The organism is Roseimaritima multifibrata, from assembly GCF_007741495.1.
Classification (GTDB): Bacteria; Planctomycetota; Planctomycetia; order Pirellulales; family Pirellulaceae; genus Roseimaritima; species Roseimaritima multifibrata.
In genome coordinates, this window is the sequence record NZ_CP036262.1 from 2,854,520 (window position 1) to 2,874,919 (window position 20,400).

Here is a 20,400-nt window from a genome sequence, read left to right on the forward strand (position 1 = left end):
GATGGTTTGGTGGAGTTCAAAGCGGCTGGTGAACTGAAACCGATGGAGCTGTTTAAAGTTCTAATTAGAATAAGAAGTCCGTTTTGATCTTCTTTTTCTTTTTGGTGCTTCACGTGGAAGCTTGTTTGCCCTCTCATGCCTGCTCAATCAATGTCACAAAATCGCGTCACGCGGTGGCTCTCTTTGCCGGCAGCCCAGTGGCTGGCGGTGGCATTGTTGGTTGTCGGATTGGCTGCGACGGCCGCGCGCGTTGTCAAACAGTACCAGACGCCCGGTCCCTTCGATCCGACGCGGCAAGGGTATTGTGATTTTCACAACGGAGTTTACTTTCCGGCGGCCGCTTGGCTGCAAGGAATCAGCCCCTACGGCCAGGAGTACGCGAGTCGTTTTCCGGTGGCCCGCAGCGTCCCGTTCTTCTCGCCTTCGATTTATGTCCTCCATGTGCCGTTTGCGTTGCTGCCGTTGCACGTTGCCGAAGTCGGTTACTTTCTGTTTTCGATCGGTGTCGTTTTAGCGATAGCGCAATTGGTTGCAAAGGATGTGGCCTCCTCGGAAAAACTGCAGAGATCGGTGTTTCTGTGGACGGCCGTGGGTATTGTTTTTTCGCGTGGAGGGCACATCACCTTGTTTGATGGGTATTTCACTCTACTGCTTATTGGAGGGTCGTTCCTTGCGATTTCTCAGGCCGAGAAACGCCCCTGGTTGGCAGCGGTGGGGTTGCTGCTTGCGTCGTCCAAGCCGACGTTTATTCTGCCTTTGGGAATTCTGCTGGTCGCACGCGGAAACTATCGGGCGATCTGGCGAGGCGCTTTTTTGTCTGTCTTTTTCGCAGCAGTCGGTTTTGCTTGGATTGCATACCACCAAAGTGAAGAAAGCATGTATGTGGGAATGCAAGAAATCGTCGCTCAAATTTCTCAGACGCAAGAGATTCATCAGGCCGAGCTTGACGAGATGCCGGTGCATTCGTGGACCCGATTGGATTTGCTGGCAATCATCGCAAAATGGACCGGTCACAATCCCGGGGCCCTTGTCCACCTTTGGGGCATGTTTGCGGTGTTGGTGATCCCTTGTTGGGTTCTACTGCGCCGGTCCGCCGTTGGTGAGGATGATGGCTTGACCGGAGTTACTGGGGCATTGGTTTTGGTAGCAACCTTGGTTTCACTTTATCACCAGTCGTACGATGCGTTGTTGGTGGTCGCTCCGCTAGCCGGTGTGGTCGTCGGGCAAAGTGAATTCTGGACGCGGTTGCCGGCAATGTATCGCTGGGGGATCGGGCTGGGATTGCTGATCCCGCTATTCAATTACTTATCTACCCGCATGTTTATCGATCGAGTGAACGTTTCGGACAGGTTCATCCAAGTTGTGACTAGCTTGAACGGAGTTTGTTTGACGCTTGTTCTGTTGATGCTCTGCTGGTCTGCAATCCGTTATTCTTATGATTCGCCCGCAGATGCCTAAGTAAATGGCATTGGGCCAGCGCTGGCCGGCGCTTGATCGGATGCCCCGCCGCGCAAGTCGATTCCAGCCTTTTCTGCTTTACTCAAGCAGCGGGTTACCGTTTTTCCGCTAAAGATATAAGGCGGATGGACCAGAAGAGAAGGTGTTGGCTGTGGGTTTAAGTACAGACGTTCACTGGCATTTTTGAGCGGGGCGATTGGCTATTCTGTTCAACGGGGTTCTTCCCCGCCGCCTTAAGTTTGCAAAACTTCTTTGGTTGGAACGACCTTGTCTCAGCCAACTTTGATTTCACTTTTCAGGTGACCGTGTTGGATCCTTGGAGGAATCGAAATCGATGTGGTTTTTCGTCCATTTGAAGTCGAATTGGATCCTGTGCGGTTTGCTTGTATTCAGTTTTAGTCCGGCTGGATCTTTGATTGCGAATTCGATCGAAGCAAGCGAAGCGGGCGTGATCACCAGTTTCCCTGAAATGCGATCTCGGATGCGGGAAAGCCCCGCACAGTCTTTTCCGTTCGACATCAAAGTTCGATTGGCTTTTGTTAGTCCTGGTTGGAACCGGTTTCGAGTCCAGAACGAGGGGCTTGGACGATGGTGTACGATCAGCGCTGAACTGCAGTCCGTCGTTGAAAAATGCACGATTGGTGATCAGTTGCGAATCCGCGGACACATCGTGCACCAAGGTTTCATCCAGGTAGACGATTTAGAATTTTTGGCCGAAGGTTTAAACCGAGACCTCACATCGATCCCTGTCGTGCAGGATGGCGAACCACAGCTTTGGCGATACGTCGAGTATGAAGGAATCGTCGAATCCGTATTCGAATCTCCATCGCAGATTCAATTTACCTTTCGCGATAACGGTCTCCAGCTCTGCGCGAAACTCCACACAACGACGTCGGATTCAGCCAGTTACCAGTTGGCAGGAAAGCGGGTTAAGTTGTGGGGCTATTTAGAAAAAGACGCCGGTTTCGCCAACGATCCATTTGACGGCCTGCGTATCTTGATGATGTCTCGCGATCAGTTGCAGATTGTCGATCCGGAGGAAGCGGCCGCGAAGATTCCTGAAGCGGATGTTTTGACGGATAAGGTCGTCCTTTTTCAGGATAGTGATCACTTGATCTTAGACGGTTACCGGTTGTCTCCGATCCCGCAGATAGTGCTCTCGCCAGGTGATTTAGTGGACGTCTCTTTGGTCCCGGTCGTCCCTGAGTCCGATGGAGAATGGAGCAAGCAAGCATCGGCGGAGAATAAGCGAGTCGGGTGGATGCATTTGGTCTCGGTGGGCAATACGCTGCGGGCAAAAGAAACGACTCCTCAAGCGATTCTGCAAAGCCAAGCCTTCTACCAGAATGCCACTCTGGAATCGACCGTCGAAGAGATTCTGTTTGATGTGCGTCATACCACGCTGCGGCTATCCGAAGGGGGAGTGAATTATGTTGCACTATTTCCTGCCCCGGAAAGTGTTGACTGGACTTACATATCGACCCAGCGAAAGCGATACCCGGTCGGTTCCCGGATCAAGCTAACGGGAGTGGTGGATGTCGCGGACGCGGACTTTATGAACGCCGCTTTTTTATTGCGAGGGGACGAATTGGATAAAATTCAAATCCTAGTGATCCCATTGCAGTGGACCTTGGCCCAGTTGAAGTGGGCTTTTTTACTCCTGGGCGGCATTCTGATTGTGGTTTTGCTATGGCAGTTTAGTTTGCGCCGCCAAGTCTTGGCCGCGACTCAAGAATTACGGTCTTTGAATGCGAGGGTATCGGCGGCGACGAGAGCCGTTCGCGACGGCATTCTTGTTTTTGATCTAGACCGGAAGGTTTCCCAGACGGATGAAGATCTGGAGCGAATTATTGGCGAATCGATTGATTTAGGGGTGACCGACGCGATTGTGTTAAGAACGCACTTGGGAGCTCGGTTTAGTCGAACCGCGGCGTTCAACAATTTCTGGCAAGCGGCTTTCGATAATCCGGCTTTGACAAAAACAAACGAGTTTGAAACCGTTTCTCCAGCAGGCTGGCTGTCGGTTTATACGGCCCCGGTGTTTGATGATGAGGGAGTCTATTTCGGCCGGATTTGGACCTTTGACGATATCACCCAAAGAAAACGGTTCGAGGAAGAGTGCGTCCAGTCGCAGAAGATTCGCGCCATTGGAAGGTTAGCGGGAGGGGTTGCTCACGATTTCAATAACCTACTGCATGTGATCGGGGCTAGCCTAGACCAGGTTGTGGCCGCTCCCGATTCTTCGACGGTCGCTGAACCGATCGCCATCGCTTCTGCGGCGGTCAAACGCGCGTCGGACATCACCCATCACCTGCTAACGTTTTCCCGACGCTCGACGCTCAGTAAAAAGACGATTCAGGTTACCGAATTGATTGACCAAGTTGCCGGTTTGATGCGTTCGACTTTGGGCGCCGATGTTGATTTCCGTACCGATGTTTCGAAGGATCTGTGGCCGGTGGAAGCGGACGCTGGACAGTTAGAGCAGGTCCTAATCAATCTTTGCCTTAACGCGCGTGACGCGCTGCGCAAGCGGCCTGGGGTGATTCGAATTCATGCGGAGAATTCAACCTTCGATAAGATTGGACAGACGGTCAAAATTCGTGTTTGCGATAATGGTGGGGGGATTCCTCACGAGATGTTGGATAAAATATTTGAACCGTTCTTTACAACGAAGGAGATCGGGGAGGGGACAGGGCTTGGCTTGGCAACTGCCCTTGGAGTGATTGAACAGCATGGTGGCAGAATTTTTTGTGAATCGGTTTATCAAAAGGGGACAGAAATCGTGATTCATTTACCAAAATCAGATAAACCGGCGGTACCCGTTCCGGTGAAAAATCATTCGCTTGCGTCGGAGGAGGTGAGGCGACCTAAGCGGGTGCTGTTGATCGATGACGACGATATGGTCCTGCGCTCGACGTCCTTGATGCTGCAAAGATTGCACCATGACGTGGTCTGTGCCATTGGAGGTCAAGCTGGTCTGGAACTACTCGGTGCGGACAAACCATTTGACGTTGTGATGCTTGATTTGACCATGCCGGAGATGTCAGGGCTGGAGACGCTGGAGGCTATTCGCAAACAGAATGCTGAAATTCCTGTAATCATTTGCAGTGGCTATTCCGAGGATGCCGAGCAACTTATTCACCAAAAAGAGATGCGTCCTGACGCATTCTTGGCTAAGCCATTTCGAAGCAAAGATCTTCGAGAAATCTTGCTGGCGTTCGATAGCCCTAAGTAAGACACGATTGTCGCCTTTCGCTCGGGACGTGGAATCAATAAATGACGGGTTTGCAGCCGTTGAGGAGTCTACTTGGGGCCGCGTGAACACGTAGCCCGGAGGGCGACAGATACTTGCTGGCGGCGTAAGCCTTCGGAGTGGGAATCGCGAAAAGGAAAGCCCAGCGGGCGACAGAACCAGGCTTGTCAGTCGCCCGCTGGGCTAAAACCACTGCACTCAGACTCGGACGGGCAGAGTTGAAACCGTCACTCATAAATTTCACGTCCCAAGCGAATGACGACAATCTTTTCCCGCTGACGATTCGATCGACCGGCTGAATGCGAAAAGGAAAACGCTATTGGCGGCCGCGTCTGACTTAGGGATGGGCAGGCGTTGTTTTACGCAACCGTTTGGCGGTCAACCCAATTAGGCAGATCGCAATCGCGACCGGCAGCGGGGCAACGATAAGCCCTGCAAGTCCAATCAGCAGTAGCCAAAAAGCGGGAGTCTGGATCGCTTCCTGGAAACGGTCATGAAACTGAAATAGCGCTAATATGAACAGGCTGGCTAGCATCCCCATCGATAGATAGGGAAACCAACGCTCGAGTTGCAGCGGTTCTTTGATCACGTGCTCTCCGGGAACTTCGGTGGCGCCGCCTGGGTATCGCATCACCGTTGCAACGTTCCAGTCGGCCGGCAGGAGAGGAAGCAAATCTTGCTCCTTGGCTTCAATCTCAGTGGTTCCTAACACCGAATTCAAATACTCGCTCATGCGGACTTCAAGAACGGATTCAATTTCCATGAGGTTTTGGTCGTCGTCGTCGTCTTCGGATTGAATCGTTCCGATTTGCTCTGCGGACATCAATTTTTCGAACCGATAAAGCCATGGGGACAGCCAAGCTTCCACTTCTTCGATTTGTCGGTTCGCCAATCCTTCGCGGGATGCTTCCAACGACTGCAACACGGAATCTGCCAAAGCGGTGTAACGTTCGGTCTGAGTTGAGCGTTCCCATTCTGAATCGGTTAGCGGGCTGTTCTTGGTCGCCTCTGTTTCATAGCGAGTCACCCATGTTTCTTCGGCAGGCAGTCCAATCAATGTCGGCAAGGGGATTGCCGATGATTGAGGGGGTGCCTTTGTCGCCGAGGATATTTCTTTGTATCGTCCCAGCAGCACGATCGGCTGGGCTATTCGGCTGATGCTTAAAGGGACGGTCAGTTCGTTTTTGTTTTGTTGAAGCGGAACGGCGATACCGGCTGTCCACTGTCCAAGCGGCTCGAAATTTTCTGGCAGTCGGATCTTGACGGTTTGAGTATCGGCGGGGAACAGATCCCAGCGACAGAGAACCAAGGGTGCCTGATTGGGCTGGAAGAACAGTTGAGCGTCCAGCAAGCTGACAGACGGGACAGGAGGGGTCTGAGTCTGGTTGACCATCACCACCGACCAAGCACCGGTCACGTCAAATAATTTTTTGCCTGACAAATCACTTTGAGGAAACAAAGTGTCAATTTCTTCGGTGTCGATGTCGCGGCGGGCTCCGGTCGCATCCCATCCAATGGTTGTTTTATCCATCTGCAGCGGAACCGCGACGATCAACCGTCGAGGACCGTTGCCGAGCAAGCGGATCTCAGGGACGGAAATTTGGCTAAGGTCCCCTCCGACCAAACGGCTTCGGAAGCGGATTTCGTGGCTGGAGGACTGAAGGTTTTCGGGGAGGATGCGGACAAGTTGTTTCGCTGGGTCGGCGGCCGGTTGCGTCGACCATGATTCCGCACTGGTGACTTCCAGGTCTTCACCCCAACGCGATGGGATCTCTACCGTGAGGAAATCGATTTTGCCACGCCAGGGATCAAGTCGAATCGTTGCTTCCATCGTCCAGCGACCTTCTGAAAAGGTCAGGTCGGTAACCTGTAAAGCCGAGATTTCAGTCGGGTTTCGGACTGCTTCGAATCGTCCCGGGAGGACCCCCGAACGCATTGCGGCATCATTGGGAGTCCAAGACCATGACCACAGGGGAACAATGTTCTCAGCAAGTCGTGCGCTGTTGGTCAGCGTTGGAGTCGCCGCCGGTAATCCGGGGGCCAGGTGTTCGATGACGTCGACTTCGGTTCCTCGTGCTAAGGAATAGGTCCCTTCCGTAACGGTGACGCCTTCAAGCCCGATGAACGGTGGTGAAAACCGACCGCTGATCGGTACGTCCATCGATCCTCGAAGTCGAATGACAAATGGATCGTTGGTGGTCGGTTCGGGAAGCTTAATCTTTCGCAGTCCGCCGGTCAGCGGAGGCGCCACGGTCACCTCTTGAGAATCCTGGGTGACCGCGTGGATTCGCATTCCTTTGGGAACGCTTAGTTGCATCGGAGGGCTGGCGTTGCCTGTCGGGCGGACGATGGCTTGGTATTCCATCAGCAATTGTAGATTCTCGCGATTCGAATCGCTGCGGACTAACAAGCGTTGACTGGGCGTCGCACGCCAAGGTTCTGGTTCCGCCGTCGACAACAACAGGATTGGGGCGTCCGCTTCGGTGATAAAGGCTTGCTCAAGTACGTCCTCTTGGGAATTCCAGCCGGCCCAGAAACGGTCGATCGGCATGGTCGCCGCCTGGCGCGGGTCCTTTAGTTGTAGCCTTTGACCGCTTGATTGGTTCAGCCCAATAAAGGTTGGACGGAGCGCTTCTTGCCCCATGATTCGAACCGTAGGCAGCGGGTACTCGCTGAGGTCTGGCCTCTCCTCGGAGATTTCAAGATCAACGGTTGGCGTTTCCCATAGCAAGCGAATGGGAGGCAGGCGGCGGTCGCTGCATCGCAAATGAAGGCGGAGTGGAAAGTCGCTGGATGTGCTGGAATTGGCTTTGGGGACAACGTACCAGGATGGCGAGAGCAATGATGGGAGTGGCAGTGAATCGAATTCTAAAACCAGATCGCCGGCCCGGTCCAATTTGATCGAACTAACATCCATTAAACACTCGGTCACGATTCGCTGGGGACTTGCCTGTACCAGGATTCGCCTTGCCACGGGGGAAACCTGAGCCGCCCCGCCACTGCGAACCGGACGCCACCGAAGCGACAGCGTGTCGGTCGGTCCAATCTGAGCGGTCAAATCGCCGCTGGCAAGTTCGGTTTTTTGAATCCCACGACTGGTTGGTGAATCGATTAGGTCCACCTCCACGTCCGCATCAAATGTCAGTTTGCTGGCGCTGATTGCAGGGATCGGACACGCAAAGTTATGGACTCCGTATTCGTCCACTTCCACATCCGCTTCCATGGTCACGCGGAGGGTCGTTACGCCACTTTTGGGCAGTTGCACGGAGATCGTATTGTCATTGGGAAGCCAACGAATGGTGCGCGGAGCGCCGCCGTTTAGGATGTCGACTTCGCGGACCGTGTCGGCGAGAAATGGTAGCCGGACCGGGCGATCAACGCTGCTGGTTTCGATCTCCAGCCGAGCTTCAATTTTGACGGTTGAATCGCGATTCGAATTGCTGCTGGTGCGGACGCGATACTCAGCATTATGGAAACGCTGATTCATTTCGTTTCCGAGGACGTCTGGGCGGCGGTACAGCTGGCCATACAAGCGTTCGGGTACGTAGACTCGCGTCCCGGCCAATTCGCCATCGGCATCGACCGGGATGATGATCGGGAAAATCTCGCGAGCTGGTTTCTCCTGAACCCGCGGCGTCGAAGCGGGAGGAGCCGTCTCTTGGGCGGACACCTGCGAAAGGCCCGCAAACATCGACCCGCATCCGATCAATAAGACCACACCACTTTTAGCCAATCCAAGGTCCAACGAATTACTGGGCGATGTGGAACGTAGGAATTCAGCGTTTCTGTCGCGCAGCGCCGTTGAAAGTAACGCCGCAGCAATCGTCGGAGTGATCCCAAACGCCAAAATAATAAAAAACCAATCCGGTAAACCGACCGCGCACGTTAGGCCTAGCAAGACCAGAAGCAAGACCACCGTAGGGCGACGCCTTGTCAGCGACCAACTGATTGCGAACAGAAGAAGCGCGGTGACGATTCCGATGGTCAGGGCTAATTCGATCGAAAGGAGCCAAAGGGATGAATCCCGTTTGGGCAGGTCGACCGAGTTCGAGGTCGTTGTCGGTAACCCCAGCGGTCCTCCTGCGAAGGCTGGTGGCGTCATGTCGCCATTGGAGCTGAGCGGAGTAAACGAATCGGCGGCGGGCCAAAGTCGCCAGTTCCGCTTCATCACGACGCCTTCTGGTTGCAATGTTGGCGCGGTCCACTTGCGCACGGCCCCACCGGTTGCCTGAGCACGATCGAATCGCAATTCGATTTGCTGCGGAAACCCATCGGTGGGAATGCTGGTGTGCGCCAAGGTTTGGTCGGTCGAGTTCAGTTCGGTCCGTTTTCCATTAATGAAAACTTCAGCGAGTCGCAGATCGGGATCGTGTTCCAGTTCGAAGTCTTGCCGTCCGTCGGTCTGATAGCGGGCGAGGATCGTGTCGCCCCAGTGGACCGATGCGATCACGTCAACCGATTCATCCCAGAGGACGGCAGGCGAATAGTCACGGGGACGTGGACCTAAGAAGATGGTGGAAGGAGTCGATGGTTCGTACCGAAGGCGGCGGAGACTTTCGCTGGTATCGATGCTTGGGACTCGTTCGATCGGCCCCGACGTTTTCTGTAGTTCGATACCGCTTCCCAGCGACGCCGTCAGGTTCTGCTGAACCGCGATCGATGCGTTCGCTTCACCAGCGGAAAACTGAGCCAACGAAGGCAGGTCAATCGCCTGGTCGTTTTGAAGGCGATAACGCCGGCGACCTGTCAGCTTGACGTCGCCGCGATGCCCGGGAGGAAGGGTGATCCGCCAAGTTTCCTCGTTGGGTTCCGCTTCCGTTTCCAGTGTCGGTAAGGACCATCCCGCGCCTGCCGCTTTTGCCAACGACCAAGTTAGCAACGGGCGATCGTGGCGATCCCCGCAGCGAACCAATAATGTTGTCTGAGTGGAGGATGGGGACTTGCAGGACAGCGTAATCAATTCGGTAAGGTCGCTTCCCTCAGTGCCAAGTTCGTAAGTTAAATCGGCGTTGATCGTCGGTACAGGACGTTCCAGTTCTAGGGCCGGAGTATTATCGAATGGCAGGCGGAAATAGATCGCTTCATTATTGACGGGGCCCAATTGTTCTAGCTCGGCGGCAGAAAATTCGCTTGATTTCGCCAATGGGCCATTCAGAACCGTCCCGGCAGCCCAGCGAAGGATCTGTGGAGGAGAAACACTGCCGAAGGTCTTTGTATGGCAACCCTGAACCCGTACGAACCAAGTCGCCGGAACCGTTAAAGTGTTGTTGCCTTCAGGAATCTTAAGGATTTGCTCGCCGCTAACGCGAAGCCGAATTTTCCCCTCTTCAACATCCGCCGGTTCCGGCCAGATCATTACATTGCGGCGATTCCCCGGAAGTTCGATGACTCGACCTGAACCCAAAATGACCAGAGACTTTAGTCTCCAGCCGGGTTGGAATTGCAGCCGGATCGGTTCCAGTTGACGGTCTAGGTCAATGTCCGCCGTCCAGCGAGATTTCAGGACGTACTCTTCGATGGTCAGGTTTAATGCGGCGTTGACTTCACAGCCTTCAGCGGTCTGTGTCAGTTGCGCAGCAGGTGGTTCGAAGTCACTAAGGATGCTGCCTTCCATAATGTAAGTATGTCCCCCACCCTCGGACATCAACGAAGGCCGCAGGCTCCAGCCGGCCGGAACTTCCAATTGGGTTAACGTCACTGCGGGATCGGTCAAGATCTGAGCCTGTGCCGCAGGGGTAGCCGTTACCACATGACGATCAATGAACTGAGGCCACGGCAGCGCAATAAGATTCTGAGCCGGTCGCTCAACAACGCCGGTTAGGGTCAAATCGACCGCCGTGGCGGTCGACGCATTTCGTCCTGGGACCGGGTCGGTGATTTGGATCAACGTCTCATCTTTGCTGAGCGTTTCCTGCCATTTCACTTTTTCTCGATTGACCGTGATCGAGGTCACGCGGCCATTGCGAATGCGGAGCGGGGCAAACATCGATCCCGGAACGATGTCGACGGTGAATCGCTGCGACCATTCAACGCCATTGGCATTGGCACGATACTGCATCGCTTGTTTGCGAATCACCAAAGGCGTTTGATCGGCGGTCGCTTGCACGGGGCTTAATGTCAGGATCAACTCCTGGACTCCCCCCAATTCAATTCGATACCAACGATTGGGAGCACCACCCGCTTCATCAGATTCATCGGTCTGTTTCTTGGTGGCAATGGGTTCAGGCGAAGCGGCAGGCTCGGTCGCGTCGGCTTGTTCGGCGGCGTCGGCAGGCTCGGGCTCTGAAGGGTCGCCGGAGTCAACTGAATCGGAGTCGGTTGTTTTCTCAGCTTCGGTCGATTCTTCAGCGTCGGACGATTCCTTCTGTGTTGACTCCTTCTCCGAGGATTCTTCGGTGTCGACTGGATCGGGTTTATCCGCGGCATCTGAATCTTCAGCGGAGGCATCTTGATCGGGCGATTCGGGCGGCAAGATTTCCTTCAGCACGCCGTGATCGGTTTCCGGACGCAGGTTTGCCGGCAGTTCCAGAATCATTTCGGTGCGCGCACACCGCGGCATTTGAAGGGCAAAGCGAACCGATTGGTCGGGCATTTCAATCCCTTGCGACGACCAGTTCAAATTGACATCGCCAGCCTCTTGAATCGCAACAACGGTATTTCCTTGGCCATCGGTCAGAACACGCGGAAACGAAACCTCTTGGCCGCTAGAACGTTCGATGTCGGTCAACGCCCAGTTCAGTTTGCCCAGGTCCAGTTGCGTTTCGCCTTCGTCGTTGTAAGAGATGCGTAAAACGGTCTCTTTGGAGATCAGGGCTTGGCTTTGAGCGTCGTAGCGGACGGTGCAAACGACGTGATCGAGCCGCGGACGCGATGCGTTCAGTTGATCCGCACGTTCGCGTTGCCGTTCGATCTTGGCTTCCAGTTCATCAACGGCCACCGGTCGATAATTGCGAGGAAGGAGTGCCGCCGCCTGTTTCTCTAAAACGAAGATCCGGCGGTAGTGGATTTCTTGATCGTCCTGCGGCGACAGCACCGAATCTTGCCCGTCAGCGAGTGGAGTCGCGCAAGCAGCGATCATTACGGCCAGCAGGACTCCACACCATGTGAAATTCCTGAAAACGAATGCTGCCAAACATTTTCGGGAATTCAAGACTGCTCTCCAACGTTGGCGGTTGCCGGAAGCGATCGGGTTAGCGAGGACCCGGAGGTACCAATCCCGCTGGGGCTGGCGGTCAGACTGCGAGTCGATCCTTCGCGTGGGATCGGCCGGCTGCTGTCCAAAATGCGTTCATGAGGTCGCGTCCGCAAGGCCGCGCGGACGCCTAACATGACCGCGGTCAAGGCTAGTGCTAACAAGGTCAGTTGGCCACTAAGGACCGCAGCATCGGGTGCCAGTAAAGTCAGTCCACAAATACCAACGGCAGCCACCACAACCATCAGGGGATGCCGCAGTTGGCGGATGGCCACCAATAAAGTCGAAATCAGAAGCACCAGGCTGCCCACAATCGCCCAGATCACGGCTCTTCCCAACGATACCGCTCGGAGTGCAGCCGCATCGGTCCCGATGTAAAGATACCGATTGGGAATGGTGGTTTGTTCATGCGAAGCGTCCGCGGCCCATTCTGCCAGGGCGGCTTCGCTTTCGATTGGGATTCGCCGCATTCGCCAGCGATCAAATTGCCACACCATCGCGCGACCCATGGTCGGCGATCCCCAGACGACATGCTGGTCCTCGGGGACGATCACGTTCCAGTAGACTTTTCCGACTCCGATCGGCAACTGAATGGTTGGGCTTAACTGCATCGCCAAGGAGGAGACTTCGCCGCCGAACCATATTTGCAGATCGATCACATGTTCGGGTTGATCTTTGGGAAGCGTAATCACCAACGAACCGTCGGTGCTGCGAACGGCAGACTGAGGTGTTTTGTCGACTTTTAGATCGACGGTTAAATTCGGCAGTTCCCCTTTCAGCGGGATCGTTAAATTCCCGCTCCCACTGACCGTGGCCAGCAGACGCTCGTAGCGACTTCCCCGACCGCACTGGGTTGTCAGCATCACACGGCTCATGACAATGCGCTGCTGTTGCAGTGATTTTTCACGCAGCCGAATAACGAGCGGACGTGGAGGCAAGGCGTCCAACCTTAGTTCACTCATCGGGCGGCCAGCGAAATCGATGTCGATGTCGATGGTTGCGGACCCGCGGAGCGTGATCGGGATTTCCCCAAGGATTGACAGGTCGTTGATTGCCGGACGCGGCAACTGGATCGATAGGGTTGTCGGCAATGCTTGAAACGCGTCGACTTCGCGGATGTTCGTGAATCGAACGGCGTGGGTTTCACTTCCCTGAAGTGCGGCAACAAGGTCGATGCCTCCCTCTTTGTTTTCACGCAGGACCGCGGGACGGTCGTCGACGGTGACCGACCAGTTTTTCCAATCCTCATCGGCCGGCATCGCCAGGGGGACATGCCCGGAAAGTCCTCGCTGCGGCTGCAATTTCCAATTGACAACTGTCAGCAGTTGATTCTCTTCCAGGGTGATGTTGGCGTTGGCTTCAAGCGTGACGCGGGGGCGATCGTTTTCTAAGAATCCGACCAGTCGAGCATCCGGAGCCAGCGTTTGGACGTCAAATCGCAGGACCGGCGATTGTTCTTCTGAATCGATGTAGGAAGGTTGTTCATCGACGTTGATCGAATCGGCTAGATCGACCACAAGCGTCAGCCCCGGGTCGGTGTGAACATCCAATTCCCCTGGTTGAATCAGCAATGTGTCATCATCGGAAATGAAATGGGGAAGAGGCAATTCAATTCGATTTTCGTCCGCGGGGATGGTTCGCACCGCTTTGATCTGGAGCCCTCGTTCTTCATTGCCCGTTCCGGTCAATGAAGAGAGATCGATTTCCTCTAGGCTCTCGTCGGCGATCGATTCAACATTAACGTCCCCCGATTCGGTCGTGATCGATTGGACTTTCCAGGACCCCATTTGCACTGGCAGAACACGCCCGTCGGTCGCCGCCCCGCTAATGCGGATGTCCAGTTCCAGTTCCGCGACGGACTGGCGGAGCCGAATTTTGAAAGACGGGTCAACCTGCAGGCGACGTTGACGTGCTGCCAGCCATACGGGCAAATCGAACGGGACACGATTAAACGAATAGCGATAGATATTGGGGTCGTTGTCCGCAGTCCCCGAATTGGGAAGGTTGCGAACCCAGGGACGACGAAGCCAGCGTAAGCGGTAGTCTTCATCGCTGCGAATTTCGACTTCGCCACTTTGGCTGACGGCACCAATAACATTCAATCCGCGAATTCGTAGTGGATTGGTTTCATCAAAATTGTCTGCAGAAAATTCCAGCTCAAATTGCAGGTCGACCTCATCGGTGGTCGTCGCGTTCGGGATCACTCGGTATCGCTTAGGACGATCGACCGCGGTGTTTGCTGCTTCACCATTTTCCGTTGGTTTGTCTTCTACCAATACGATCTCGGCGCCCAGATGCTCAAGCATTCTCAGGTCCGAGGCGAATTCGATTTCAAACGGGGCCAGATCGCCTCGCAGATTGGTAACGGTCAGGTCGACCGACGCGGTTGGTTTGTCTTCGATACTTAACCAACGCAGCGACCATGCGGTTTGGGCTTCCAGAACTTGGCCGGTCCGTTCGGTTTCGTTGTCGGGTTCCCAGTTCAAGCGGAAATCACTGCCGCTGCTTTCCACAATCAGTTCGGTTTTGCCATCGGGTTTCTCTTGAGGCCGGACAACTTCATCGCCGCGACCTTCGGTCGTTACAACAATGTTCTTACCGGGGACCGACAAGGCGACCGTCGTCGGGGCTGCGGGCAGCTGAAATTCCAGACTGGAACGGGAGACCACGTCGATTTTGGCGCTGACCTGCAGTTTGACTTTGATCTGTTTGGCCGTTTCGGCCTGAATCCAGAGGACGTGCCCGTAAAGTTCGGGTTCATAATCGATCCGGAAATCTTCAACGCCTGTTACTTCGGCCGGTGCGACCTGATGGAAATTGCCCATTCGCAGGGGAATTCCGATACTCCCGTTAGGGGAGGCGTCCACCTTGATTTCCATGTCGACTTCTAGGTCGGCATGATTCTGTTCGCCGGTCCCCGAAATTTGGACGGAGGTGTAACTGAATGGCAGTTTCGGTTTTGCGTAGCCCTGGTCCAGATTTTTCAGGCGTTCCAGTTCTTCCAAAGTCATCCCAGGCATGATGACTCGATTGCCTGATTCATCCAGCAGATAAAACGCCGACGTGTTGAGGCTTTCTTCTAAGACCGGGGTTCGCTCCGCTGGAATAACCGGAGGTTCTCCTTGCGCAGCAACCAGCCCTTCTCCGACCAGCATCATGCAGGCAATCGAGAATAAACGGAAAGCGATAGCAGTTCGAACGGACATCAAGAAAAGACAGGCTGCTGGATGGTAGGCTGCTAGATTAGGCACACCACGTTCACAATAACGAATAAACGGGGCGGATGTGCTCCATATTATGCGACGTTGCCAACGATAGACAGTGAAAGGCCTCATTCCGGATTGCTTCGGGCGTTTTCTATCCCTCCAATCCGAAAAAACCGGCAGAATCATGCACCCAGGTTTTTTTGTCGGAGCTTAAAAAACTTTCCGAATAGCCTGTAGAGGGGGAGCTGGTTTCTTTGTTGGGGGCGATCGTCAGTTCGGGCTACCAAACCGCTCGCAGACCAAGAATCGAGACACGGATGGTTTTTTGGCGAAAAGCGGTATACTGACCTTCTAGTAAATCAATTGCGAGGCCGTTTTTACTCTTGGTTCAGGTAGTTCCTTTGTCGCAGTCGAGCGAATCCTTTGCGAAGATGATCGATGCGGTCCGCACGGGGGACCAGCAGGCGACCGCCGAATTGTGGCATTTGTACTACCAGCGATTGGTACGCGTTGCGGCTAGTCGGCTGCCCGCTTCTTTGCGTCGTTCTAGCGATGAAGAAGATGTCGCTTTGAGTGCTTTTCACAGCTTTATTGCCGGAATTCAGGAAGACAAATTTCCCGACCTGTCGGGTCCGGAAAACCTTTGGGGATTACTAATTACGCTGACTGGCCGGAAAGCGCACGCTCATTTTCGTCACCAGACCCGTCAGAAGCGGGGTGGGGGGCAGGTTCGGGGAGAATCGGTTTTTGTCGATGCGAACGATATTCGCGGAGCCGGACTGGGGGGAATCGCCAGCGAAGATGAGACCGCCGATCTCCAGGCGGAATTGGCTGAAGAGTGTGACTCGCTGCTAAACCAGTTGCCGGATGAGCAGTTGCGTCAAATTGCGATCATGCGAATGGAGGGTTTTTTGGTTGACGAAATCGCCACACGTCTAGAATTATCGAAACGAGCCGTCGAACGCCGACTGCAGCTGATTCGTAAGACTTGGACCGAGGCGGTGGAAACCGAGGAAACCCCCTGATAGGTGCGGTATGATAGAAGTTGTTCGAGACCAGCAGGATTAGCGAGACCTGCAGCATTGATGGCGAACACTGCCTGTGTAGCAAAAGGCGACGACTGTTTAATTCCAAAATTGCATCGGTTTTGTGCAAGAGGCCCGCGTGACATTTTCTAATTTAACCGCTGATGAGATGGCTCGAATCGATGCCATCTGCTTGAATTTCGAAGCTGAATTCAAAGCGGGCCAAGCACCGCATGTTTCAGATGTCATCGCTGCGAATCCTGATGTTGATCGTGAAGCATTGGTCGCCGAACTTGAAGCGGTGAATGCAGAACTGTCCAGCAGTAAAGTTTCGACGCTGCAGCCAACCCAACCGAAAACCCTTTCCGAACCACACGATTCGGTTTTTCGCCCCGGTGTCGATATCGGTCCCTACCGGATCGAATCGCTGATTGGACGCGGAGGAATGGGGCGCGTTTACCGCGGGTACGATTCGCGGTTGGCAAGGCCGGTTGCGATCAAAGTGCTGGCCGATGACTGGTCGCAGCACCGGGAAAGGGTCGACCGATTTGAGCGGGAATCGCGAGCCGTTGCCGCGATGCGACACGCCAATATCGTCTCGTTGTATGACGTCGGAAGCCACGCTGGGCGGCCCTATGCGGTGATGGAATTGCTGGAGGGTGAAACCCTCCGGGAACGGATTGCACGCGGGCCTATGACCCCGACTCAAACCCGCTGGATTGGAGCTCAGATCGCCGATGCCTTAACGGCGGCCCATGAAGCAGGAATCGTGCATCGGGACCTGAAGCCGGAAAATTTATTCCTGATCGAAAATTCAAAATCCGATTCGGATACGAAAAACAGTTCCTCCGTAAAACTGCTCGATTTTGGGCTCTCTCGAGCTCCGGAAGGACAGCAAGCCGATAGCCATGATCCGACCGCAAGTGGGATCGTGATGGGGACGGCAGGCTACATGGCCCCGGAACAGGCCCGCGGGGAAAAAGCAACCGTCGCTGCCGATATCTTTAGCCTGGGTTGTGTCCTGCACGAATGCTTCTACGGAAAACCGCCGTTTCCTGGCAAGACACTGGCCGAATCCCTCGGGGCGGTTTTACATACGCCTCCTGTCGGGAATTCGCAGATCGAGGCGACCGACCCTGACTTGGCTCTGACGATCCTTCGCTGCTTGGAAAAAGATATTCGACAGCGTCCCTCGTCGGCTGCCGAGGTGGCTCGTTGGCTGCGTGTTCCCGCCGCGGAAACTCTGCCGCCGACTGCCGCAGGTGGCGGCGTACTGGCAAATGGGGCAGCGTCTGTCTCGCCCGCAGCTGCACACAGGGAAGCGATGCGGGAAACCGCAACGCACAGCTCGATTGGCCGGCCGATGCCTGCCAAGCCAATGCTCTTCTCGCGAAGGAATATTTTTAAAGGAATTGGCGGTGGCATCCTGGGAGCCTTCGGTGGTGTCGCACTTTGGAAGGTGATGAGCCCTCCCGGCTTGGCAATCAATTCGCTTGCCGTGCTGCCGATCCATTTTGAAGGCGAAGGGGACCGTCTGCCCCTGGGCGATCGGCTGATGTCCGAAGAAGAACGCCTTGCAATGTCGGTGCATTTCCAATTGGCAAAACAACCCTCGCTGCGACTTTTGCCCTATCGATCCATGAAAGTCGATGCTTCGAATTACGTCGAAGTCGGAGAAGAACTGGGCGTCGAGGGCTTGGTGTTGGTCGGATTAACAGGAGAAGGCAAATCGAACCAAGTGAACCTGCAGTTAGTTGACACTTCCAATGGTGAATTGCTGTGGGGCGAAGAGTTCATCTACCACGCCGATACTTTCCCCTTTGAGCAACGCAGTAGCGCCACCGTGATCGCCCAAAGGATTGGTGATGAGCTGTCATCCCTGCGGATTAGTGGGCAAGTTGAAAACGATCAAGCGTACGGTTGCTTGGTCAACGGGGAAGCAAGGCTGGATCCTGATAGTCCGGCTGGAATGCGGGAATCGCTTTCTTGTTTCGGGAAAGCGCGACGGGCCGATCCGGGGTATGCAGAGGCTCATGCAGGGTTTGCACTGGCCGCCCTTTCGATCGCCGGGTTAACCGAATTCAAAGAACGTGTCGGGCTGATTATTGAAGCGAGAGAGGCGATTGATCAGGCATTGGTGCTGAACGGTGATTCGGGAATGGTTAACCTTGCGGCGGCAATGTTCCGCTGGCGCATTGATTTTGATTGGATCCTTGCGGACAACCATTTCCAAAAAGCACTTGATTTGATGCCCAACAGTTGGCAGCTGCAGCATGAGTACGCGTTGTACTGTGCCGCTTCACGGTTCGGTGATCAAGCGGTTGAATCCGCCAGTCGTGCAGTCAAACTGAATCCACTTTCCCTCACGTTGAGAATCGATGCGGCACGGATTCGTTGGTTCAACGGCGATCGGCTCCGAGCCGGCCAACAGACAAAGGCGATCCTCAGAGAATTTCCGGACAACCGGGATGCGATTGGGTTGGTGATCGATTTGCACGAGGAGCGTGAGGAATATAATACCGCGGCTGGTCTGCAAGGCATTCTGGGGCGGCCAGGAATGTCGCCTGAAGAATATTATTTGAATCGAGAAAAACGCTTAGCAGATTTTCCGTACGGAGCTTTCGGTCCGGAAATGAATCGCGCCATCTTGGATGCAAGGCGGAACCGTGCGGATCGACCCTATATCGAAACGCTCGCGCTGGCACCGCCAACGTCTTTTGCACTGTTGATGTCGGCCCATCCAGCTTTTGCGGATGTGCGCCACTTTCAGGTGGTGGAGGACATTATTCCACCGGAACTGTGATAAACGCCCCCTCAATGTGCGAATTGTCAATCGACTGGTTTCCTTGTTGATCGTGAATGTTAGGCTTTGCGGATTCATCGATCCGTTTTTTGCCCACATTTCGCGTTGTCGACTTCATGGATGATCTGCTTCCGATCGCGTCCCGAGTCACCGGGGTCTTCCTTGTGATGGTCGCTGGTGGGTTCTGTCGTAAAACCGGATGGTTGACGGTCGAATCGGATCGCTCGCTCGCTAACCTGACGGCTAACGTTTTGCTGCCAGCGCTCTTTTTTGATCGCATGATCAGTAGCGACACGGTCCAGTCGCTGTCCGAGACATGGTTTCCTCCGCTGGTTGGATTCCTTTTCACGGTGCTTGGGTTTGGCATGGGAGCCTTGGTCGCCCATTTCTTGGGGCCTGCGATCGGACTGACGACAACGGCTCAGAAAAGAGCTTTTATTCTTTGTGCGGGGATCGCCAACTATGGCTACATCCCACTCCCTTTGGCTCAGCAGTTTTACCCCGATGCTGAAGTCTCTTTGATCATCCACAATGTCGGCGTAGATATGGCTTTGTGGAGCCTGGGCATCATGGTGATCGCCGGGCGTGCAGGGACTCGCTGGCGGCGGATTTTCGGCAGCCCCCCCCTCTTGGCCGTTTTGATTGGGCTGGGGCTGAAGCAGGCGGGCGGGGCCGAATGGATACCGCAACCTGTTCTCCAAATGACGCAGGCGTTAGGCGCCTGTGCGATTCCGCTGGGGCTGTTGCTTAGCGGAGCGATCATTGTCGATTATCTACCTCGGATGCGTTGGCATGAGGGCAAAGCCGTCCTGACAGTCGCATCGCTTTTGCGCTTGATCATTTTGCCGGTCTTGATGCTGGTGTTTGCAAAGTTCGCCGTTGGTGAATCCAACTTGAAGGAGGTTTTGCTGCTGCAAGCCGCCATGCCAGCGGCCACGTTTCCAATCGTTTTGGTCCGCCTGTATGACCAGGATGTAGGAACCGCCGTGCGCGTGGCATTGGGGACATCCGTGATCGCATTGGTCTCGATTCCGCTATGGATGTGGATCGGTGCGATATGGCTGGGACTTTCACCCGCCGGGTAAGCGGCGCGTCGTGCGGACCACCTTCTTAGCGGAACGGCGCGAGCCGTCCGGCAGATACGCGTGAGATTCAGGACGCTGGCCGGACGGCTCGCGCCGTTCCGCTAAGAAAGAAAGGAAGTGACATTGGATGCGAGCCGTCCGGCAGATGCACACGGGATTCAGGACGCTGGCCGGACGGCTCGCGCCGTTCCGCTAGGAAAGTCGGTGCCTCCGGCCGATCGTTCGTATTGCCTGGGAGCAATACTTTGCCGGGCGACGGATGCTGCTCTGGTATTTCGTGCAAACACGCATCTTGGTGTGACCGACTCTACTTGCTCTTTGGTTCTCGACGATTTTCCCGGGGACGTGTATTCTGGGCGGCTTGCTAAAACCTCTCCA

At 54.8% G+C, this 20,400-nt stretch carries 7 protein-coding genes; 5 read left to right on the top strand and 2 right to left on the bottom strand.

Annotation, left to right across the window (positions count from 1 at the left end):
* Nucleotides 1–150 precede the first annotated feature (150 nt).
* Together FF011L_RS10450 and FF011L_RS10455 are read left to right on the top strand one after the other, a co-directional pair.
* The gene (locus FF011L_RS10450; RefSeq protein WP_145355199.1) at nucleotides 151–1,458 is read left to right on the top strand and encodes a glycosyltransferase family 87 protein; all 1,308 of its coding nucleotides are present in this window, start codon (nucleotides 151–153) and stop codon (nucleotides 1,456–1,458) included.
* Between the two features lie 334 nt (nucleotides 1,459–1,792).
* A complete protein-coding gene (locus FF011L_RS10455; RefSeq protein ID WP_145351626.1) occupies nucleotides 1,793–4,693 on the top strand; it encodes a hybrid sensor histidine kinase/response regulator in 2,901 nt (966 codons plus the stop codon).
* A 355-nt stretch (nucleotides 4,694–5,048) separates the two neighbouring features.
* Here FF011L_RS10455 and FF011L_RS10460 read toward each other — a convergent pair whose 3' ends face one another.
* Together FF011L_RS10460 and FF011L_RS10465 are read right to left on the bottom strand one after the other, a co-directional pair.
* Nucleotides 5,049–11,861 carry an ICP22 family protein gene (locus tag FF011L_RS10460; RefSeq protein ID WP_145351627.1) on the bottom strand — a complete coding sequence of 2,271 codons (6,813 nt, stop codon included), beginning with the start codon at nucleotides 11,859–11,861 and terminating at the stop codon, nucleotides 5,049–5,051.
* Nucleotides 11,858–15,109 (bottom strand): hypothetical protein, encoded by a 3,252-nt coding sequence (locus tag FF011L_RS10465; protein WP_145351628.1) that lies wholly within the window; start codon nucleotides 15,107–15,109, stop codon nucleotides 11,858–11,860. Before FF011L_RS10465 ends, FF011L_RS10460 begins: the two co-directional genes overlap by 4 nt.
* Nucleotides 15,110–15,510: 401 nt before the next feature.
* On the opposite strand from FF011L_RS10465, the gene FF011L_RS10470 reads away from it, so the two are divergent.
* The 3 genes from FF011L_RS10470 to FF011L_RS10480 all read left to right on the top strand — a co-directional run bounded on the left by FF011L_RS10470 (nucleotide 15,511) and on the right by FF011L_RS10480 (nucleotide 20,022).
* Complete coding sequence (locus tag FF011L_RS10470; RefSeq protein ID WP_246109850.1) at nucleotides 15,511–16,134, top strand: ECF-type sigma factor; 624 nt, start codon at nucleotides 15,511–15,513, stop codon at nucleotides 16,132–16,134.
* A gap of 139 nt (nucleotides 16,135–16,273) precedes the next feature.
* Complete coding sequence (locus FF011L_RS10475; RefSeq protein WP_145351629.1) at nucleotides 16,274–18,937, top strand: serine/threonine-protein kinase; 2,664 nt, start codon at nucleotides 16,274–16,276, stop codon at nucleotides 18,935–18,937.
* A gap of 89 nt (nucleotides 18,938–19,026) precedes the next feature.
* Nucleotides 19,027–20,022 (top strand): AEC family transporter, encoded by a 996-nt coding sequence (locus FF011L_RS10480; protein ID WP_246109851.1) that lies wholly within the window; start codon nucleotides 19,027–19,029, stop codon nucleotides 20,020–20,022.
* The last annotated feature ends 378 nt before the right edge of the window (nucleotides 20,023–20,400 follow it).